This is a genomic window from Thermocrispum municipale DSM 44069 (assembly GCF_000427825.1).
Classification (GTDB): domain Bacteria; phylum Actinomycetota; class Actinomycetes; order Mycobacteriales; family Pseudonocardiaceae; genus Thermocrispum; species Thermocrispum municipale.
The window spans coordinates 137,373-155,491 of the sequence record NZ_ATYT01000004.1 but is presented as its reverse complement, the minus strand read 5'-3'; the positions used below and the strand labels follow the sequence as shown (position 1 = coordinate 155,491).

General features: G+C 68.8%; 19 protein-coding genes. 6 read left to right on the top strand and 13 right to left on the bottom strand.

All coding sequences use genetic code 11. The features are described from left to right. Positions 1-29: 29 nt before the first annotated feature. From YWM_RS0104120 to thiC, 3 genes are all read right to left on the bottom strand, one after another. Positions 30-836, bottom strand: a complete 807-nt coding sequence (locus tag YWM_RS0104120) for an ion transporter (protein ID WP_028849647.1) — start codon at positions 834-836, stop codon at positions 30-32. 171 nt (positions 837-1,007) lie between these two features. Continuing rightward, a complete protein-coding gene (gene thiD, locus YWM_RS0104115; protein WP_028849646.1) occupies positions 1,008-1,835 on the bottom strand; it encodes a bifunctional hydroxymethylpyrimidine kinase/phosphomethylpyrimidine kinase in 828 nt (275 codons plus the stop codon). After that, positions 1,832-3,517, bottom strand: coding sequence for a phosphomethylpyrimidine synthase ThiC (gene thiC, locus YWM_RS22125; protein ID WP_084612176.1), 1,686 nt, complete (start codon positions 3,515-3,517; stop codon positions 1,832-1,834). The genes thiD and thiC overlap by 4 nt, the downstream gene beginning before the upstream one ends. Positions 3,518-3,728: 211 nt before the next feature. On the opposite strand from thiC, the gene YWM_RS0104105 reads away from it, so the two are divergent. Next, complete coding sequence (locus tag YWM_RS0104105; RefSeq protein ID WP_028849645.1) at positions 3,729-4,172, top strand: nitroreductase family deazaflavin-dependent oxidoreductase; 444 nt, start codon at positions 3,729-3,731, stop codon at positions 4,170-4,172. Here YWM_RS0104105 and YWM_RS0104100 read toward each other — a convergent pair. Both YWM_RS0104100 and YWM_RS0104095 read right to left on the bottom strand, forming a co-directional pair. Next, the gene (locus tag YWM_RS0104100; protein WP_028849644.1) at positions 4,159-5,091 is read right to left on the bottom strand and encodes a S1C family serine protease; all 933 of its coding nucleotides are present in this window, start codon (positions 5,089-5,091) and stop codon (positions 4,159-4,161) included. The two genes, YWM_RS0104105 and YWM_RS0104100, sit on opposite strands and share 14 nt — an antisense overlap. Positions 5,092-5,211: 120 nt before the next feature. Beyond that, on the bottom strand, positions 5,212-5,781 hold the full coding sequence (locus tag YWM_RS0104095; RefSeq protein WP_028849643.1) for a peptide deformylase: 570 nt from the start codon (positions 5,779-5,781) through the stop codon (positions 5,212-5,214). A gap of 140 nt (positions 5,782-5,921) precedes the next feature. Between YWM_RS0104095 and YWM_RS0104090 the strand changes: the two genes are divergently transcribed. From YWM_RS0104090 to YWM_RS0104080, 3 genes are all read left to right on the top strand, one after another. Next, the gene (locus YWM_RS0104090) at positions 5,922-6,260 is read left to right on the top strand and encodes a DUF3263 domain-containing protein (protein ID WP_028849642.1); all 339 of its coding nucleotides are present in this window, start codon (positions 5,922-5,924) and stop codon (positions 6,258-6,260) included. Continuing rightward, positions 6,260-6,931 carry a LytR C-terminal domain-containing protein gene (locus tag YWM_RS0104085; RefSeq protein ID WP_043659593.1) on the top strand — a complete coding sequence of 224 codons (672 nt, stop codon included), beginning with the start codon at positions 6,260-6,262 and terminating at the stop codon, positions 6,929-6,931. The genes YWM_RS0104090 and YWM_RS0104085 overlap by 1 nt, the downstream gene beginning before the upstream one ends. Positions 6,932-7,040: 109 nt before the next feature. Then, positions 7,041-7,616 (top strand): HDIG domain-containing metalloprotein, encoded by a 576-nt coding sequence (locus YWM_RS0104080; RefSeq protein WP_043659590.1) that lies wholly within the window; start codon positions 7,041-7,043, stop codon positions 7,614-7,616. Here the strand turns inward: YWM_RS0104080 and YWM_RS0104075 are convergent. From YWM_RS0104075 to moeA, 7 genes are all read right to left on the bottom strand, one after another. After that, positions 7,580-8,053: an NUDIX hydrolase gene (locus YWM_RS0104075; protein WP_028849639.1), complete on the bottom strand. Its 474-nt coding sequence runs from the start codon at positions 8,051-8,053 to the stop codon at positions 7,580-7,582. The two genes, YWM_RS0104080 and YWM_RS0104075, sit on opposite strands and share 37 nt — an antisense overlap. A 9-nt stretch (positions 8,054-8,062) precedes the next feature. Then, complete coding sequence (locus YWM_RS0104070) at positions 8,063-8,815, bottom strand: helix-turn-helix domain-containing protein (RefSeq protein WP_028849638.1); 753 nt, start codon at positions 8,813-8,815, stop codon at positions 8,063-8,065. 575 nt (positions 8,816-9,390) lie between these two features. Beyond that, positions 9,391-11,661 carry an AAA family ATPase gene (locus YWM_RS0104060; RefSeq protein WP_028849636.1) on the bottom strand — a complete coding sequence of 757 codons (2,271 nt, stop codon included), beginning with the start codon at positions 11,659-11,661 and terminating at the stop codon, positions 9,391-9,393. A gap of 65 nt (positions 11,662-11,726) precedes the next feature. Continuing rightward, positions 11,727-12,692: a CDP-diacylglycerol--serine O-phosphatidyltransferase gene (pssA, locus tag YWM_RS0104055; protein WP_028849635.1), complete on the bottom strand. Its 966-nt coding sequence runs from the start codon at positions 12,690-12,692 to the stop codon at positions 11,727-11,729. Continuing rightward, complete coding sequence (locus tag YWM_RS0104050; protein WP_028849634.1) at positions 12,689-13,399, bottom strand: phosphatidylserine decarboxylase; 711 nt, start codon at positions 13,397-13,399, stop codon at positions 12,689-12,691. Before YWM_RS0104050 ends, pssA begins: the two co-directional genes overlap by 4 nt. 45 nt (positions 13,400-13,444) lie before the next feature. After that, positions 13,445-13,720, bottom strand: a complete 276-nt coding sequence (locus YWM_RS0104045; protein WP_028849633.1) for a GlsB/YeaQ/YmgE family stress response membrane protein — start codon at positions 13,718-13,720, stop codon at positions 13,445-13,447. Between the two features lie 10 nt (positions 13,721-13,730). Next, complete coding sequence (gene moeA, locus YWM_RS0104040) at positions 13,731-14,966, bottom strand: molybdopterin molybdotransferase MoeA (RefSeq protein ID WP_052344573.1); 1,236 nt, start codon at positions 14,964-14,966, stop codon at positions 13,731-13,733. A gap of 83 nt (positions 14,967-15,049) precedes the next feature. Here moeA and YWM_RS0104035 point away from each other — a divergent pair, with 83 nt between their 5' ends. Both YWM_RS0104035 and YWM_RS22120 read left to right on the top strand, forming a co-directional pair. Beyond that, complete coding sequence (locus YWM_RS0104035; RefSeq protein ID WP_028849631.1) at positions 15,050-15,655, top strand: AIM24 family protein; 606 nt, start codon at positions 15,050-15,052, stop codon at positions 15,653-15,655. 26 nt (positions 15,656-15,681) lie between these two features. Further along, positions 15,682-16,896 carry a serine/threonine-protein kinase gene (locus tag YWM_RS22120; RefSeq protein ID WP_425426470.1) on the top strand — a complete coding sequence of 405 codons (1,215 nt, stop codon included), beginning with the start codon at positions 15,682-15,684 and terminating at the stop codon, positions 16,894-16,896. A gap of 51 nt (positions 16,897-16,947) precedes the next feature. Here YWM_RS22120 and YWM_RS0104025 read toward each other — a convergent pair whose 3' ends face one another. After that, complete coding sequence (locus YWM_RS0104025) at positions 16,948-17,637, bottom strand: hypothetical protein (RefSeq protein ID WP_028849630.1); 690 nt, start codon at positions 17,635-17,637, stop codon at positions 16,948-16,950. Between the last annotated feature and the right edge of the window lie 482 nt (positions 17,638-18,119).

Here is an 18,119-nt window from a genome sequence, read left to right as displayed (position 1 = left end):
GCTGGAAAGCAGACGATGATTCGGACGGCTCAACCGGTCGCACGGTTGCGCAGGGCCGCGAGGTCGGCGCGGATGGCGGCCAGTTCGGCGAGGACCCGTTCATGGGCCGCGGCCAGCTCGTCGGCTTGTTGCTGCTCCTCGGCGCGCATGTCCTCGCGCAGCTGCTCCTCCATCTCGCTGACCACCACCGCGATGAACAGGTTCAGCACGGCGAAACTGGAGATCAGGATGTAGATGACGAAGAAAACCCAGGCGACCGGCTGTTCCGCCATGACTTCCTCGGCGATGTCCGGCCACGACTCCCCGGTCATGACCTGGAACAGCGAGAACAGCGACCGTCCGAGATCACCGAAGTAGTGCGGGGACGCATCGGCGAACAGCGTCGTGCCCATCACGCCCGCGACGAAGATGACCAGCGCGGCCAACGCCACGATGGACAACATGCCGGGGATGGCGCCGAGCAGCGCGCCGACCACGCGGCGCATCGAGCCGACCGCGGAGATCAACCGCAGCACCCGCAAAATGCGCAGCGCACGCAGCACGGCGAACGGCCCGGTGGCGGGGATCAGCGCGACCGCCACGATCACGAAGTCGAACACGTTCCACGGGTCACGGAAGAACGCCGTCCGGTACGCGTAGAGCTTCATGGCCAGCTCGACCACGAAGACCGCCAGCGCCGCGACGTCCAACGCGTCGATCAAGCTGTGGTAATGCTCCGCCAGCGGAGCCGAGGTCTGCACGCCGAGCAACACCGCGTTGAGCACGATCACCGCGATGATGAATCGCTGGAAGTACGGGTGCTCCACCAGCGCGGTGATTCGTTCGCGTGGCGTCACCCGTGGCATCCCTACGTCATCGGCTACCTCGACCGAGCGCATCGTAACGGCCGTCCGGTCGCATGATCATCGGTACGGCTGATTTGTGACGCGTCGCTCGTACCGCGACGGATGCTCGGCGGGCCCCCGCGGTCGACAACCCGTCGCCGCGGGAGCCCGCGCTCGGTGCGCTCAGTCGTCCAGCACCCACAGCGGCGACACCGGGCCGGTTCCGGAGCCCAGCGGATACGACGCCTGCACGCTGCGCCCGATGAACCATTTGCCGTGCCGCACCGCCTCCGGCACCGACGCGCCCTTGGCCAGCGCGGACGTGATCGACGCCGCTAACGTGTCGCCGCCGCCGTGCGTGTTCGTGGTGTCGTAGCGCGGGCCGGTCAGCTCGGTGAACGTGTTGCCGTCGTAGAGCAGATCGGTGCACTCCGGGTCGTCGCGCATGTGGCCGCCCTTGACCAGCACCCACTGCGGCCCGAGCTCGTGCAGCACCTTCGCCGCTTCGCGCTGCTGGTCGTGCGTGCGCACGTCGATGCCCACCAGCAGCCGGACCTCGTCCAGGTTCGGCGTCACCAGCGTGGCTCGCGGGAACATGAGGCTGCGAATCGCCTCCATGGCCTCTTCCCGCAGCAACGGATCCCCGTGCATCGAGGCCGCCACCGGGTCGACGACCAACGGTGTGCTGCCGTCGCGCCCGATGCCGACCTCGTCGACCGCCTTGGCGATCGCGGTGATGATGTCCGCGCTGGCCAGCATGCCGGTCTTGGCCGCGTCCACCCCGATGTCGGAGGCCACCGCGTGGATCTGCGCGGCGACCTTGTCCGGCGGGATCTCCACGACCCCGCTCACTCCGACCGAGTTCTGCACCGTCACGGCGGTGATGGCGGACATGCCGTGCACGCCGTTGGCGAAGAACGTGCGCAGATCCGCCTGCTGGCCCGCACCACCGCCGGAGTCGGATCCGGCGATGGTGAGGGCCCTTTTCGGCGTGGGCCGACCAGTGCTCATCTCTGACTGCTTTCCGCGGGGCTGTTTCCCGTCACGGTATCCAACGGCACATAGACCTTCTTGCCGCGCTCGGTGAATTCGCGCGCCTTCTCGGCCATGCCCGCTTCGATCGCCTCGACGGTCTCCAGCCCGTGCTCCGCGGCGTACTCCCGGATGTCCTGGGTGATCCGCATCGAGCAGAACTTCGGCCCGCACATCGAGCAGAAGTGCGCGGTCTTGGCCGGCTCGGCGGGCAGCGTCTCGTCGTGGAACGCGCGCGCCGTCTCCGGGTCCAGCGACAGGTTGAACTGGTCCTCCCAGCGGAACTCGAACCGCGCCTTGGACAGCTCGTCGTCCCACTCCTGCGCGTACGGGTGGCCCTTGGCCAGATCCGCCGCGTGCGCCGCGATCTTGTAGGTGATCACGCCGGTCTTCACGTCGTCCTTGTTCGGCAGGCCGAGGTGTTCCTTCGGCGTGACGTAGCAGAGCATCGCGGTGCCGTGCCAGCCGATCTGCGCCGCACCGATGGCCGACGTGATGTGGTCGTAGGCCGGAGCGACGTCCGTGGCGAGCGGGCCGAGCGTGTAGAACGGCGCCTCGCCGCAGAGCTTCTCCTCCAGCTCCACGTTCACCTTGATCTTGTGCATCGGCACGTGGCCGGGGCCCTCGATCATGACCTGCACGTCGTGCTCACGGGCGATCTTGGTCAGCTCGCCGAGCGTTTCCAGCTCGGCGAACTGCGCGCGGTCGTTCGCGTCGGCGATCGAGCCGGGCCGCAGACCGTCACCGAGCGAGAACGTCACGTCGTAGGCGCGCAGGATCTCGCACAGCTCCTCGAAGTGCGTGTACAGGAACGACTCCTTGTGGTGCGCCAGGCACCACGCGGCCATGATCGAGCCGCCGCGGGAGACGATGCCGGTGACCCGGTTGGCGGTCAGCGGGACGTACCGCAGCAGCACGCCCGCGTGCACCGTCATGTAGTCCACGCCCTGCTCGCACTGCTCGATGACGGTGTCCCGGTAGACCTCCCAGCTGAGTTTGGCCGGATCGCCCTTGACCTTTTCCAGCGCCTGATAGATCGGCACGGTCCCGATCGGCACCGGCGAGTTGCGCAGGATCCACTCGCGGGTCTCGTGGATCCGCTTGCCGGTGGACAGGTCCATCACGGTGTCGGCGCCCCAGCGGGTGGCCCACACCATCTTCTCGACCTCCTCCTCCACCGAGGACCACACCGCCGAGTTGCCGATGTTGGCGTTGACCTTCACCAGGAAGTTCTTGCCGATGATGGCCGGCTCGGACTCCGGGTGCTTGCGGTTGACCGGGATGACCGCGCGCCCGGCGGCCACCTCGTCGCGCACGAACTCCGGGCTGACCCGTTCGCGCGCGGCGATGAACTCCATCTCCTCGGTGATGATCCCGGCTTTGGCGTAGCCGAGCTGGGTGTTGTGCTCGCGGCCGTCGATCCACGGCTGGCGCAGCTTCGGCAGCCCACGATGCACGTCGATTTCTGCGTTCTCGTCGGTGTACGGACCTGACGTGTCGTAGACGTCGAAGTGATCACCGTTGGTGAGTCCGATCCGCCGCACGGGCACCCGCAGACCACGCTCGGTGGTCACGTAGTGCTTGCGAGAACCGGGGATCGGGCCGGTGGTGATGGTGGGCTTGACGTCGTTGAGCCGCGTCGAATCACTCAGCGTTGACACGCGAATCCTCCCTACGCCGGCATTACCCGGACAGGTTCGTGCGGTCGGCGGCACCGAGTCGCGAAGACATCAGCCGCCCTCTCAGCCCGCTGTGGACGTTTCCGGCGCGAGCTCCCGCGTGGGTGTGTAGTTGTCGCTCCGACCATGCCACGGCCGGTGCGCCGGTTCAAGGTCGCCGCTACCGTGGGCGCCAGGACCTCGAGGGGGAGCGATGAATCAGCGGTACATCAAGCCGGGCAAGGCGACCATGGTGTTCAACTGGGTGGTGGTGCGGCTGATCCGGCTCGGGATCAGCGTCGCCGGCAGCCGCGAACTGCGCGTCCGGGGGCGGAAGACGGGCCAGATCCGGCGCGTCCCGGTCAATGTGCTGAAGCTGGACGGCGAGCGGTACCTCATCGCCCCTCGGGGGCACGCGCAGTGGGTGAGGAACTTGCGGGCGGCCGGGGAAGGCGAATTGCGGGTCGGCCGCCGGCCCGAGCCGTTCACCGCGACAGAACTGGGCGACGACGAGAAGCTGCCCATGCTGCGCGAGTACTTGCGACGTTGGGCATGGGAGGTCAAGGCGTTCCTGGGCGATCTGACCGTCGACTCGCCCGACGAGGATTTGCGGGCGGCCGCGCCCGGGTTCCCGGTCTTCCGGATCAACCGAGGCTGAGCTCGGTCGGCGTCGCGAAGACGTCGACCATGGCTCCGTTACGCAGCACGGTCACCGCCAGCCGAGTACCGATGACCTCGGCGAACAGCTGACGCTGGATGCCTTGCGCGTCGCTGACCTCGGTGCGGGCCACGGTCAGGATGATGTCCCCGGCGCGCAGTCCCGCGCGGTCCGCCGGCCCACCGGGGACGGTCTCCACGATCCGCAGGCCGGCCCGCTGCCCGGTCCGTTCCGCGACTTCGTCCGGCAAGGGCGCCGGAGTTCCGACGATGCCCAGATACGCGCGCCGCACACGACCCTCGACCAGCAACGTGTCGATGATCCGGCGCGTGGTCGAGTTCATCGGCACGGCCAGCCCGACCCCGATGCCCGCCAGCGCGGTGTTGATCCCGACGACACGGCCGGCCGAGTCGGCGAGCGCGCCGCCGGAGTTGCCCGGGTTGAGCGCGGCGTCGGTCTGGATGACGTCCTCGATCATCCGGCTGGCCCTGCCGTGCCGGGCGGGCAGCGCACGCCCGAGCGCGGACACCACGCCTGCGGTGACCGATCCGGACAGCCCGAGAGGGCTGCCCACCGCGACGACCAGCTGGCCGACCACCAGCTGATCGGCGTCGCCGAGTTCGGCGGGCATGGGCAGGTCGCCGTCCACGCGGAGGACGGCCAGATCGGACAGCGGATCCGAGCCGACCACCTCGAACGGCGCCTCGGCACCGTCGGAGAACGTCGCTTTGCCGTGCCGCGCACCACCGACGACGTGCGCGTTGGTGATCAAGTGGTCGTAGTCGAACACCACGGCCGACCCGCCGCCGCGCAGCAGTTGCACGCTGGCGACCTGCGGGGTGAGCCGACGCGCCACGGAGGTGACCACGCGGGAGTAGGCGTCCAGGGCGTCTTCGTCCGGCCTGCGGGTGTCCGCCATGACGACCACCTCCAACTCCGATTACACCGTTACAACGTGTTGCCGGGCGGGAGAATGCCCGGCTTGTGCGGTGTTCGCCCTCAGCGAGCGGGTCGGAATTTCGCGGTGGCCGTTACGCGCTCACGGCTTCGGTTTCTCGTCGCTGGGGTCCCAGCTCAGCCCGGGCACGCCCCAGCCGTTGCGCTTGATCATCTTCTTCGCCGCGCGGGCGTGCCTGCCGACCAGCCGGTCCAGGTAGATGTAGCCGTCCAGGTGATCGGTCTCGTGCTGCAGGCAGCGGGCGAAGAAACCCTTGCCCTCGACCTCGATCGGCTCACCGTCGAGGTCGAAACCGGTGACTTTCGCCCACGTCGCCCGGCCGGTCGGGAACGACTCACCGGGTACGGACAGGCAGCCTTCCCAGTCGTTGTCCGGGTCCGGCATGCCTTCCGGTCGTTCCGAGGTCTCCAGCACGGGGTTGACCACCAGGCCCTTCCGCCGCTCGCCGAGCTCTTCGTCCGGGCAGTCGTAGACGAAGATGCGCAGATCGACGCCGATCTGGTTGGCCGCCAGGCCCACACCCTCGGCGGCGTACATGGTCTCGAACATGTCATCGGCGAGCGTGCGCAGCGACTCGTCGAACTTCTCCACCGGACGCGTCGGGTTGTGCAGCACGGGGTCGCCGGCGATGCGGATCGGGTGAATGGTCACAGCGGGTGAGTGTAAGCCGGACGCGCCGGGCGCAGCGCCAGGCGGGTGCCGGTCACGCATGATCTAATGGCTGTGGCGGAATCACAGGCTTGTGATTCCGGCGGACGAACAGGCGACGCCGGTGAGTCGATCGGAGGAGGATGGACGCTGCGGAGTCGATGCCCCGGCGGGAGGAGGCCGCAAGCGCGGTCGCCCCGGTCCTCGGCGACCCGCGCGGTCCGGCTGCCGCGGAGCTGTCCGAGTTGGAACAGCGCATCCTGGCGTTCGAGCGCCAGTGGTGGCAGTACGCAGGCGCCAAGGAAAAGGCCATCCGTGAGCAGTTCGGCATGTCGTCGACCCGCTACTACCAGCTGCTGAACCGGCTGCTGGACACCGAACGGGCGCTGCGCGCGGACCCGATGCTGGTCAAGCGGCTGCGCAAGACACGGGCCGCGCGCAAGCGTAAGCGCAGCGCCCGCAGGTTGGGGATCGAGCTGTGATGACACATCGCGGACCAGCCCGGCCGTTGCGGGCCGGGGGCCTGGCCCTGCTCGGGGTGGCCGCAGTCGCGGCCGTGATCGGGACAGCGAGCGCGATACTCGGCGACGAGGACGACCAGGCCGCGCAACAGCCCGAGCAGCCTGGCACGTCGCAGACACCGGCGCCGGGGGACGAAGGGCCCGGGCAGAAGCCGGACGAGTCCGATCAGTCGAAGACGCCGCAGGAGTCGGAGTCGGTTTCCGCTCCGCCGAAGTCGTCGTCCTCGACCGCGCGTCCGCCCGAGTCCGGTAAGCCGAGCGCTCCGGGCGCGGACAAGCCTGGCGGCTCGTCCGACAGCACGCAGCGGCCGGTAGCCGGTAGCAAGGGCGATGCCTACAAGTACCTGTCGATCCGCGTCTACAACAACAGCAAGATCAAGGGCTTGGCGTCCCGTGCGGCCGATGACCTGCGCGCTCGCGGCTGGAACGTGGTGCAGGTCGGCAACTACTCCGAGGGCATCATCTACCAGAGCACGGTCTACTACCGGCCGGGCACGAGCGAGAAGGCGGCCGCGGAAGCCATCGGCGCCGAGTTCGGTATGCGGGTCGAGCCGCGGTTCGACGGCATCGCCAAGTCCAGCCCCGGTGTGATCGTCATCGTCACCAAGGACTACGCGGGCGGGAAGAAGTAGCGCTCAGCGCGACTGTTGTCGTGTAGCGGTATCTGCCCTTTTCGGGGTGTGAATTGCCGACGCCGGCTGAACGAAGCCGGAAGAGTACCGTCGGGGCGTGGCGGCGAGCATGACTGACCTCGTTCGGCACTCAGCGGAGCTGGCTGAGCGTTTGGTGCGACCGCTCGGGAGACGGTGGGCACATGTTCAAGCCGTGGCCAGGGTCGCGACCAGCCTGACCCGCGTGGTGTCTGCGCAGGACGGTCCGATCCTGGTCTCTGCAGCCTGGCTGCATGATGTCGGGTACGCCGCCGAACTCGTCGACACCGGCTTCCATCCCCTTGACGGTGCTCGCTACCTGCGTGCCGAGGGATACCCGAGTCGGATCGTCAATCTTGTCGCGCACCATTCGGGGGCGCGCTTCGAAGCCGCCGAACGTGATCTCGAGCTGCAACTTGCCGAGTTCGAGTTCGAAAACAGTCCGGTCATGGACGCGCTGATCACCGCGGACCTCACCACGGGTCCCTCCGGGGAGACGATGAGCTACCAGGACCGAATCGCTGAAATCCTGCGGCGTTATCCACCCGAAGATCCGGTGCACCGAGCGTGGGTGCGAGGCGCTGGGCCGTTGGAGGGCTCGATACGTCGGACCCGAACGCGCCTGCGTCGTCATCCGATGAACGGCTTCGACCGCCCGGCCAGATAGTGTTGGATGCGCAGGCGCATGGATGGGTGAATGGTCAGGCGGTCGAGGTCTACCGGGTCGACCCAACGTACTTCGCTTGTCTCGGTGCCGTCCTGGCGAGGCTCTCCGCCTACCAAGCGAGCCGAGAAACAGATCGAGAACTGTTGTCGGACCTCCCCGTCGTCATACGCCATGACATGGTTCGGGTCCGTGTAGAGCCCGATGATGCCGGTGGGCTCCACGATCACGCCGGTTTCTTCCTTGACTTCGCGCACCGCCGTTTCCGAGATCGACTCGCCGATCTCGTGTCCGCCACCCGGCAACGCCCATAGGTCGTTGTCCGTTTTGTGCACAAGAAGGATGCGCCCACGCCGGTCTTGAACGGCCACCGTTACCGAAGGCACGACGCTGTTGGCCTTGGGAGCGTCCGGGTCGTAGTAGTAATCGATGCGTGTCACGTCAGCGGATCACCCCAAGCTCTCGACAGGTTCAGCCGCGTCCCACACACGTTGGAAGCTTTGCAGGTAATGGTCGAAGACGCGGCCGCCAGGGACCTGCTGCAGGTGCATCACCGGATTGAAGGGCGCACCGGACCCGTAGGTGTGGGGGTTCACCAGCATCGTCGTGTCACTGCGGTAGATTGAGTTGTACAAAGGGGTGTCGTGCAGCCGTACCTCGATACCCGGTCTGTCGAGAATCTTGTTCAGGTAGCTCAGGACGATGTTGATCCGGTTCGCCAAGGCGGTAGCAGGCAGGCCCTCCTCGGCACTGCGAAGACTGACTGCGGTGGAATCCGGGTCGCCGAACAGCAGGCGAACACGTACCCCGATTCCGGCTTTCTCGATCAACACATCCGGGATATCGGGTCGACTGTCGAAGAGAAATTGTCCCGAGTACACGAGGATATCGAGCGCTTCCTCTGTGTTGTCGATTAGCTGGGTCCACAATGTGTAGGGAACGCTTCCCCGGCTCGGGTAGAGGCGAACCAGTTCCGCGTTCGACGCCTCGTGCGTCACCGGGTCCTCGTTGAGTTGTGGCCACAAATACGTTTCGTCGCAGCCCAGGAGGGCAGCGGTTTTCCAGCGATGATCGCGATAGGGAAGCCGGTGCTTGGTGATCCACCGTTCGACCGTCTTGCGGTCCACGCCCACCTGTTCGGCTAGTTCAGCGACCGTCAGCCCGGCCGCTGAGATACACCCACGCAGTCGCTCGTTCGGCACCGTGCCCCCTTTGGTACTCGATGGGACGCCAACCGAAATGTCACGCGTCCCAGGACGTCCTGAGATGTCCCGGTAGGCCGTTTCTCGTCCGTTGAAAATGCGATTTTATGCGAACGAACACATCAACGCTTTGGTAAGACTGCACGCATAGGGGGCGAGTTCTCCATTGCCGCAACGGGCTCGATTTGCCGACTGTGACGACAGTGCCCGCCGAGGGCCAGGCGCCGTCAGGGCAGAAGCGGGCGGGGCCTTGTCGCTGAGCCGGAACGAGTGGGCATGCACTCCGCATGCCTACGATTACCGCCACCCGAACTACCCGTGCGCCAAATGTGGGTTCTGGCCAGGGGACGCCATCCACCAGGTGCAGGCCCTGTGACGAGAGACGACATGGAGCTGGCCGTGGTGCTCCGTCAATTGCAGTGGGCACTCGACAGCGCGGCTCGGGATTGCAGGATGCTGACCACTGACCGCGCAGAAGAACTGGCATCCCTGCTGGAGGACACAGCAAGTCTCCTCCGTGTGAGCCGAGGCCACGGGGTCATCGAGGGTGGGGCGCTCAGCGACTAGTTCCGCGCTCAGCGCGACTGTGCATACGCCGCCAGCGCCGCCAGCTGTTCCGGATCCAGCGAAGGCTTGACGTTCTCCCGCGCCTTCGCCAGGTGGTCGGCCGTCACCTCGGTGGCCTCCAACGATTCCCGCATGGCGGTGAGTGCAGCCTCCCGGATCAGTGCGGCACAGTCGGCCGCCGAGTACCCGTCCAGCTCTTCCGCCAGCGCGTTCAGGTCGACCGAGTCGGCCAGTGGGGTGTTCTTCGCCGTGGCGCGCAGGATGGCCGCGCGGGCCTCGGCGTCCGGTGGCGGCAGGTAGATCAACCGCTCCAGGCGTCCTGGCCGCAACAGCGCGGGGTCGACCAGCTCAGGGCGGTTGGTCGCGCCGAGGACCACGACGTTGCGCATCGGCTCGACACCGTCCAGCTCGGTGAGCAGGGCAGCGACCACGCGGTCCGAGACCCCGGAGTCCGACGACTGCCCGCGACGCGGCGCCAGCGCGTCGACCTCGTCCAGGAACACCAGTGACGGCGCGGCATCCCGGGCGCGACGGAACAGCTCGCGGACGGCCCGCTCGGACTCGCCCACCCACTTGTCCATCAGTTCCGCGCCCTTCACGGCGAACACGTTGAGCGCGCCGGTGCCCGCCAGCGCGCGGACCAAGTACGTCTTGCCGCCGCCGGGTGGGCCGTAGAGCAGCACACCACGCGGTGCGGACACCCCGAGCCGGGCGAACGAGTCGGGGTAGCGCAGCGGCCACAGCACCGACTCCGTCAGGGCCTGCTTCACCTCGGTCATGTCGCCGACGTCGTCCAGCGTCAGGCCGCCGGTGGCCAGCGTGTCGGACTCCGACATCGAGATCGGCCGTACGGTCTGCAGCGCGTCGAGCAGGTCCTGCTGGGAGATGACCGGGTTGTCCGCGTCGCGCTGACGTACGGCGGCCCGCAGCGCGGCGTCGCGGCGCAGAGCGAGCAGGTCCGCAGCCACGAAACCCGGCGTCTGCTCCGCGATGGCTCCCAGGTCGGTGTCTGCTTCCAGGGGGACGTCGCGGAGCAAGATCCGCAGCAGCTCGGTCCGGACCTCCTTGGTGGGCAAGGACAACCCGAGCTCGCGATCGAGCAGGCCGACCGTGCGCAGGCGCGGGTCCACCGCCTCGGGGTGAGCCGTCGTGGCGACCACCGCCAGGCCCGGCGTGGTCATGGCCGCGCGCAGGCGGTCGAGCAGCACGGTCGCCACCGGGGGCGGTTGGTGGGCCGGAAGCAACGCATCGACGTCGGTCACCAGCAGGACACCGGGCCCTTGCTGACGAGCACGCTCCACGGCAGCCTCAAGCGCCGCGACGGCCGCGTTCGGTTCGAGTACCGCGACCGACGGCCCGGCGAGCAGCGACACGGGCAGATCAGCCGCGTGCGCCACCGAATGCACAACCGTGGTCTTGCCGACGCCCTCCGGGCCGGCCAGCAGCACGCCGAGCTGTCCGGACGCGCCGAGCTTCTCCAACAGCTCGGGATGACGGAAAGCCAGGTCGAACCACTCGGTCAACGTCTGCGCCACGGAGCGCGCGCCGGCGAGGTCGGCGACCGGGACGGGTTTCGGCAGCTCGGGCTCCGGCTGTTGCACAAGGACTCGCACGGACTCCGTCTGCGTGGTGGCTTGCGTGGCCGGTGACGCCGTCGGTGTCGCCGTGGTCGTTGCTGTGGTCACCGCCGGCCGGCTCGGGTTCGGCCGAGGCGGGTCGTGCCGCCAGCCCACCACCGTCGACGGTCCGACCGACACCGGTCCGTCGGGATCGGTGGCGGTGATGGTCAGCAGCTCGGACGTCCACGTGGCACCGATGGTCCGGGACAACGTGGTGCGGGCTTGGGCCGGGTCGACCCCTGGCTCCGGCGCGAGGTCCTGCGGCAGCAGCGAGACCGCGTCCCCGGCGGTGAGGACCTTGCCCATCAGCGCCAACCGCAGCGTGTCGGCCTGCAGCGACGAGGTGGCCATGCGCGAACCGGCGACGGTCACGGTGCGGGCGTGGGCCACGGTGGCCGGAGCGACGACGACCTCCGCGCCTTCGGTGAGCCCGAGGTTGGACAGCGTCACGTCGTCGACGAGCACGACACCCGTCGGCTGGCTGTCCTCGCCCGGGGCGGCGAGCGCGGCGCTGATCCGGGAGCCGATGAGCCGCACGGCGTCCCACGCTCGCAGCCCGAGGGCGTCGATGACCTCACGGTGCAACCGCACCACGCCGCGACGGGTGTCGAGGGCGGACGGGGTGAGGCGGACGGTCAAGGTCAACTGCGGTTCGGTCACGCTTCTCTCCCGGTGAGCGGCATGGTCGTGAGCCTAGTCGCGAGCGGCCGCGGGCAAGGTCAGGATCAGCGTCCTGGGTTGTTGCGACGCAGGCCGATGCGCCGCCAGTCGCGCTGCCGTTCGCCACGGTGCCCGTTGGCCGACCGGGCGGCCCGCCGAGTGTCCGCCGCGCTCAAGCCACCGCGGGACAACCGTGCCCGAGCTCCCGCGATGCGCGCCACGCGCGGACGCCGGATACCCAGTCGCCGAGCCCGCCGACCACTGCGCCGGATGGCTCGACGCTCACGCGGCGGGACGTCCCACGCCTCGGGGTGATTGGCCAGCCAGTGGTGCCGGTGCACCGCGTACGGGATGTGGGCCAGATAGCCGAGCAGCAGCACCATCAACGTGATCACCGAGAACTGGATCACCGCGGCGGCGAGCAGGCCGACGCCGACCAGCAGTGGGGCGACCGCTTTCGCGGGAACCTTGACCGCCTTCACCGACAACGTCGGGATACGGCTGATGGCGAGCAGCGCGATCGCGATGATCCAGCCCCACACCACCGGGCCGTCGGACCACCAACCGGTGCCGAACGCCACAGAGGCCATGACCGGCATCAGCGCGAGCAGGCCACCGGCGGGCGCAGGCACCCCGACGAAGAACTCGTTGGCGTACGGCGGCTGATCGTCGTCGTCGAGCAGCGTGTTGAACCTGGCCAGGCGCAGCACCATGCAGACGGCGAAGATCAACGCGGCCACCCAGCCGAACCGGTTGCCGTCCGCTTGCCAGACGAACAGGATCAGCGCGGGCGCCACCCCGAACGAGACCGCGTCGGACAGCGAGTCCAGCTCGGCGCCCATCTTCGACGTGGCGTCCAACAGCCGCGCGATGCGTCCGTCGAGACTGTCCAGGACCGCGGCCACGACCACGCACGCGATCGCCAACCCGAAGCTGCCCTGCAGGGCGAACTGCACCGACGACAACCCCGCGCACAGGGCGAGCACGGTGATGGCGTTGGGGAGTAGACGGACCCCACTCGCAGGCTTCATGCCTTCGACGACTCCTGATGGTCAGCAGGCAGCTCGGCCACGGTGGTCTCACCGCCGATGGTGCGCTGGCCGACGCGCACCGACAGCGTGCTGCCCGCGGGCAGATACAGATCGACCCGGGATCCGAACCGGATGAGGCCGTAGGTCTGACCGACGTGCACGGTGTCGCCTTCGGACACCTGGCACACGATGCGGCGTGCGACCAATCCGGCGATCTGCACGACGGCCAGCTCGTGGCCGCTCGTCGTGCGCAGCAGGACGCTGTTGCGTTCGTTCTCCTCGCTGGCTTTGTCCAAATCAGCGGAGAGGAACTTGCCCGGCCGGTAGGCCACGCGCTGAACGCGACCGGACGCCGGCACGCGCTGGACGTGCACGTCGAACACCGACAGGAAGATGCTCACCCGCGTGCGCGGCTGGGGGTCCATGCCCAGCTCGGGCGGTGGCACCGCCTCCTCGATCAGCGACACCACGCCGTCGGCGGGAGCCACCGCGACGTCGTCCCGCGCCGGCGGGACCCGCTTGGGTTCGCGGAAGAACCACGCCGTCGCGGCCGCGCCGATGAAGCCGAGCGTGCCGAGCGGACGGGCGAGCTTACGCAGTGCCAAGGCGCCTGCCAACGCGCCGAGCACGAACGGACGACCCGCCGGGTGCATCGGTGGGATCGTCTCCCGCGCGAGCTGGGCAGCGTGCTGCACTGTGCCGCGCATGCTCGACTCCGGCGCGGGCGTTTCGGGTCTGGCCACGCCTTTACGCTACCGCCTGCGAGAAAGCTCCCCGGTGACGGCTTTCAGCAGAACCAGCAGCACGATCGCGCCGAGCACCGCGACACCGAAACTGCCGAAGTCGAACTCGAAGAACTTCTCCCTGCCGGTGATGAGCCGGTAGATCAGCCCGCCGAGCGCGGCGCCGACCACGCCGATGAGCACGCTGACCAGGCAGCCGCGGCGGCGGCGTTGCCTGCCGTCGACCACCACGTTGGCGGCCCAACCGGCCAGGGCACCGAACACGATCCAGGCGAGCAGACCCATGTGTTCGATCTTAGGTAAGCAGCAGCACGTCGACGAGGTCGCCTTCGGCGAGCTCGGTGGTGTCCTCCGGGATGTCGATCAGGCAGTTCGCCTGGCTGAACGCCGCCAGCAGGTGCGAGCCCGGGCCGCCGCGCGGGCCGACCGTGCCGGTGACGCTGCCTTCGTCCCACTCGTGGTAGCCGCGCCGGAACTGTCGCTTGCCCGCCGGGGCGGTGAGAGGCTCGAGCAGCCGTGCCCGGACGCGTTGCCGTTCGGTCTGCTGATGGCCGAGCAGGCCCAGCAGCGCGGGACGCAGGAACACCTCGAACGACACCGCCACGCTGACCGGGTTCCCGGGCAGCGTCACGATCGGCGTCGCGTCGATGCGCCCGCAGCCCTGCGGCCCACCCGGCTGCATGGCGACCTTGGTGAACTCCACTCCGCGGGCGGTGAGGGCGTCCTTCACCACCTCGTAGGCGCCCGCGCTCACCCCGCCGGACGTCACCACCAGGTCGACGTCGGCCGCGCGGGACCTCAGGGCCTGCAGGAAGGTGTCGACGTCGTCCGCGACCGCGCGGAGCACATCGACCTGGCAGCCGAGCGATTCCAGGGCGGTGGCCAGGTAGACCGAGTTGGACTCGTAGATCTGGCCGTGTTGCAGGGGAGCGGGCGGGACGACCAGCTCCGAGCCGGTGGCCACCACGAGCACCTTCGGCGGCAACCACACCGGCAGTTCGCCGCGGCCGATGGCGGCGGCGAGCGCGAGCTGCGCCGGGCCGAGGCGGGTGCCCGCGGTCAGCGCGAGGGCGTCCTTGCGGATGTCCTCACCAGCACGTCGCACGCTGGTCCCGACCGGAGGGGCCGCGTGGATGGTGACGTTCTCCGTGCCCGCGTCGGTGTCCTCGACCTTCACCACGGTGTCCGCGCCGGACGGCATCGGGGCCCCGGTCATGATCCGGTGCGCGGTGCCGGGCTGGAGCGCGGGAACGTCCGTGCGGCCCGCTGGAATGTCCGCGGTGACCGGCAGGACTACGGGCTGCTCGCCCGCTCCCGCCACGTCTTCGGCCCGTACCGCGTAGCCGTCCATCGCCGAGTTGTCGAACGGTGGCAGGTCGACGTCCGCGCTGACGTCGTCGGCCAGCACGAGCCCGACGCAGTCGCGCAACGGCAAGATGCCGACCCGTCGCGCAGGCATGAGATCGGCGATCACCGCGCGGTGTTCGCCGACCGATCGGGGGGCCGTGGAGTGTGAGTTCGCTCTGGTCATGGTGAGCACATCATCCCGCGTCTGCCGGTCATGCCACACTCTGCTGTCGCTGGAGTCGCTTATCGCGCGAACGGAGGAACGTGGTGGAGGTTCACACCCGGCACACGCCGTCGTTCGGTGTCGCGCGCTTGGCGCTGGCCGGCGGCGAGGCCGTGCGCGCCGACCGCAACGCCCTGCTGGCCTGCAGCTTCGGCGTCACCATCACGACCGACGGGCGCGGCAAGGGCAGCCTGGCGGTGTTCACCGCGCCTGCCGACGGTGGCTGGATCGACCTGGCGCCCGACACTGCCGGTGATGTCTACCCGCTGGAGCTGGACGGTCAGCGCGGCTGGTGTGTCGCCCGGGACGCCGTGCTGGCGGAGCCGCCCGGCGTGCGCCGTAATCCGCAGTGGCCGGGGTTCGCCCCGCTGTTCGGATCCGACGCGGGGTTTCTCGAGTACTGCAGCGGCATGGGCACGTTGGTGCTGACCTGCGCGGGGCCGATCGACGCGTTCGAGCTCGGGCACGGCGAACTGATCTCCATGAACCCCGCGTACCTGCTGGCCTACCCGGAGGGCATGCAGTGCAGGTTGCGGGCGATCGATCCCGCGGGCCACCAGTCGCTGCGCACCGGCGAGGGCCTGTTGCTCGACTTCGCCGGGCCGGGAACCGTGTTGTCCCGCGCCCGTTCACCACGCGCGTCGGTCTAGGCTGTCGGCGAGCAGGCAGAGAAGGGATGAGCATGCCGGACGAGGCGGCTGCCGACCCGGAGGCGGGGGAACGCCCCGCCAGGGACGCGTCCGATCTGACCGGCCGCAGGCTGGGCAACTATCGCATCGAGAGCGTCCTCGGCAAGGGCGGCATGAGCGTCATGTACCGCGCCACCGACGTGCGGCTGGGACGCAAGGTCGCGCTGAAAGTGATCGGCGAGCACCTGGGGGCCGATGCGGAGTTCCGTGAGCGGTTCGTCGACGAGGCGCGCAACACCGCGGCCATCGACCATCCCAACATCGTGCCGCTGTACGACTTCGGCGAGCTGGACGGCATGCATTACATCGGCATGCGGCTGGTGGACGGTGCCGATCTGGCCAGCATCATCTCCGGCGGCCCGATCGAGCCGTCCCGCGCACTGAGCCTGCTCGAGCAGGTCGCCGACGCGCTGGACACCTTGCACAAGCGTGGTCTGGTCCACTTGGACGTCAAGCCGGCCAACGTGCTGGTGACCCAGCGGGAGTCGATCCGGGAGCACGTCTACGTCGCCGACTTCGGGTTGACCAGGCGCGGCGCGACCGGTCACCGCACCCGTGGGGGTGATTTTCTCGGATCGCCGACGTACGCGGCGCCGGAGCACCTGCGCGGTGAGCCGCTGGACGGCCGGACGGATCAGTACGCGCTGGCGTGTGTGCTGTATGCGTGCCTGACCGGGCGGCCGCCGTTCACCGGCGACGTGCCGACGGTGATCAAGGGGCACTTGAACACCCCGCCGCCGCGCGTGACGGCGCACGCGCGCAATCTGCCGCCGGCCATCGACGCCGTGCTGGCGCGCGGCATGGCGAAGAACCCGAAGGAGCGGTTCGGCAGCTGTGTCGAGCTGATCACCGCCGCCCGTGAGGTGCTGACGGAGAAGCCGAACGGGTCGCGGCCGCCGAGTGGCAGGCCGTCCGGGCCGGGGAGCAGCGGCCCGCACCAGATGCAGCGCCCGCAGCCGCCCCACGCCATGCCGCCGTTGCAACGACCACCGGGGCCGCAGTTCGGTGCGCCGCCCGGCTACGGCTCCGCGATGTCCGACCCGGTGCGCGTGCGGCCACCGCAGCCTGCTGCGGGCTCGGCGTTCACCGCGCCGCCCGCGGTGGCCACCAGCAAAGGACCGCCTGCCTGGTTGGTGCCGGTGCTGTGCGGTGTCATCGCGGTGCTGGTGATCGTGATCGTCATCATCGCGGCAGCCGGCTGATGGAACGGCCCCGGTCCGCGCCGGGCGAACCGGGGCCGGGATCAGGATGGGTCAGCCGCCGTAGACACAGACGACCCACGGGCGGACGACCACGTCGTCGCTGCCCTCGTTGATGACGTCGACACGCCACGCGTTCGGCTGGAACGAGTCCGCCGCGTCGCCCGGGATCTTCTCCGGATTGGTGAGAAGCTCGCTCTCGCGAACCTGAGCCGGCTCGGACGCCGTCACATGAAGGTTCTTCTTCGCCGTCAGCGAAGCGTCGGCCGCCAGGTGGAAGCCGCCGCCGATCGCGACCTTCTTCGGGGCGCACTGCACCCACACGGTCTGCGCCGACTTGCCTTCGTCGCCCTTGACCAGCTCGTCCGAGTTGTCGCCCTGGTCCTCCAGCTTGCCCAGGTCGGTCTCGCCGGGGTAGGGCCCGTCCGCCTCGAAGCCGGTGTCGGCCGGGCCGGGGTTCAGCTTGCTCTGCAACTCCTTGTCCAGGTCCTGCTCGGAGATGGTGCCCGCCTTGATCTGGTCGGTGGTGATCGCACCCTGGCGGATGTCGCCGCCGTTGATCGAGCCGTTCTTGATGTTCAGTCCGGTCAGGCTGTTCTGCTTGACGTCGACCTCGACGATCGTGCGGTTGACGATGTCGGAGGATCGCACCGTGTTCGCGCCGCTGGCGGTGCCGGTGAACGCGAGTGTCAGCAGGGCGGCAGTCAGGACAGCCCCGGCGGCGATGGTCTTGCGCTTGGTCATCAACGTTCCTTCGTTTCGTGGTGGGTGTCGCGTTCGCTGCTGGAGGAAGCACGCACGACGCATCGGCCGGCAGCTGGCAGCAAACCGGCGAGGTAACGGGTTGGAATGACGGGCCGAACGGCCCAGCAGGAGCCCCTCGACGTACCAGTCGACGTTCCACCAGAAAGCGTTACAAAGCGGATGAAACGGACTAACGTGCGCTGAGGGGTGCCGGTCGGCAGGGTACGTCGGCAGGCCGCGAGGGCAGGCAATCCGTGGGGCCGAGCGGGGCGTCGGGAGGCGTCCGGCAGCTCCCGAAGCAGGGGGCCGCTGCATCCCGCTCGCGTGCCGCGTGACAGGCTCGGTGCGACGCCTCTCAATACCGGGGGGTCAACTTGCACTCGAACACCGAGAGTGCTAAACACGGAGTTGGCACTCTCGATGTGAGAGTGCTAGGTCGGGACGGTGAGGCCGCTCTGATGCAGAGCAGGTCGTCCGTCGCG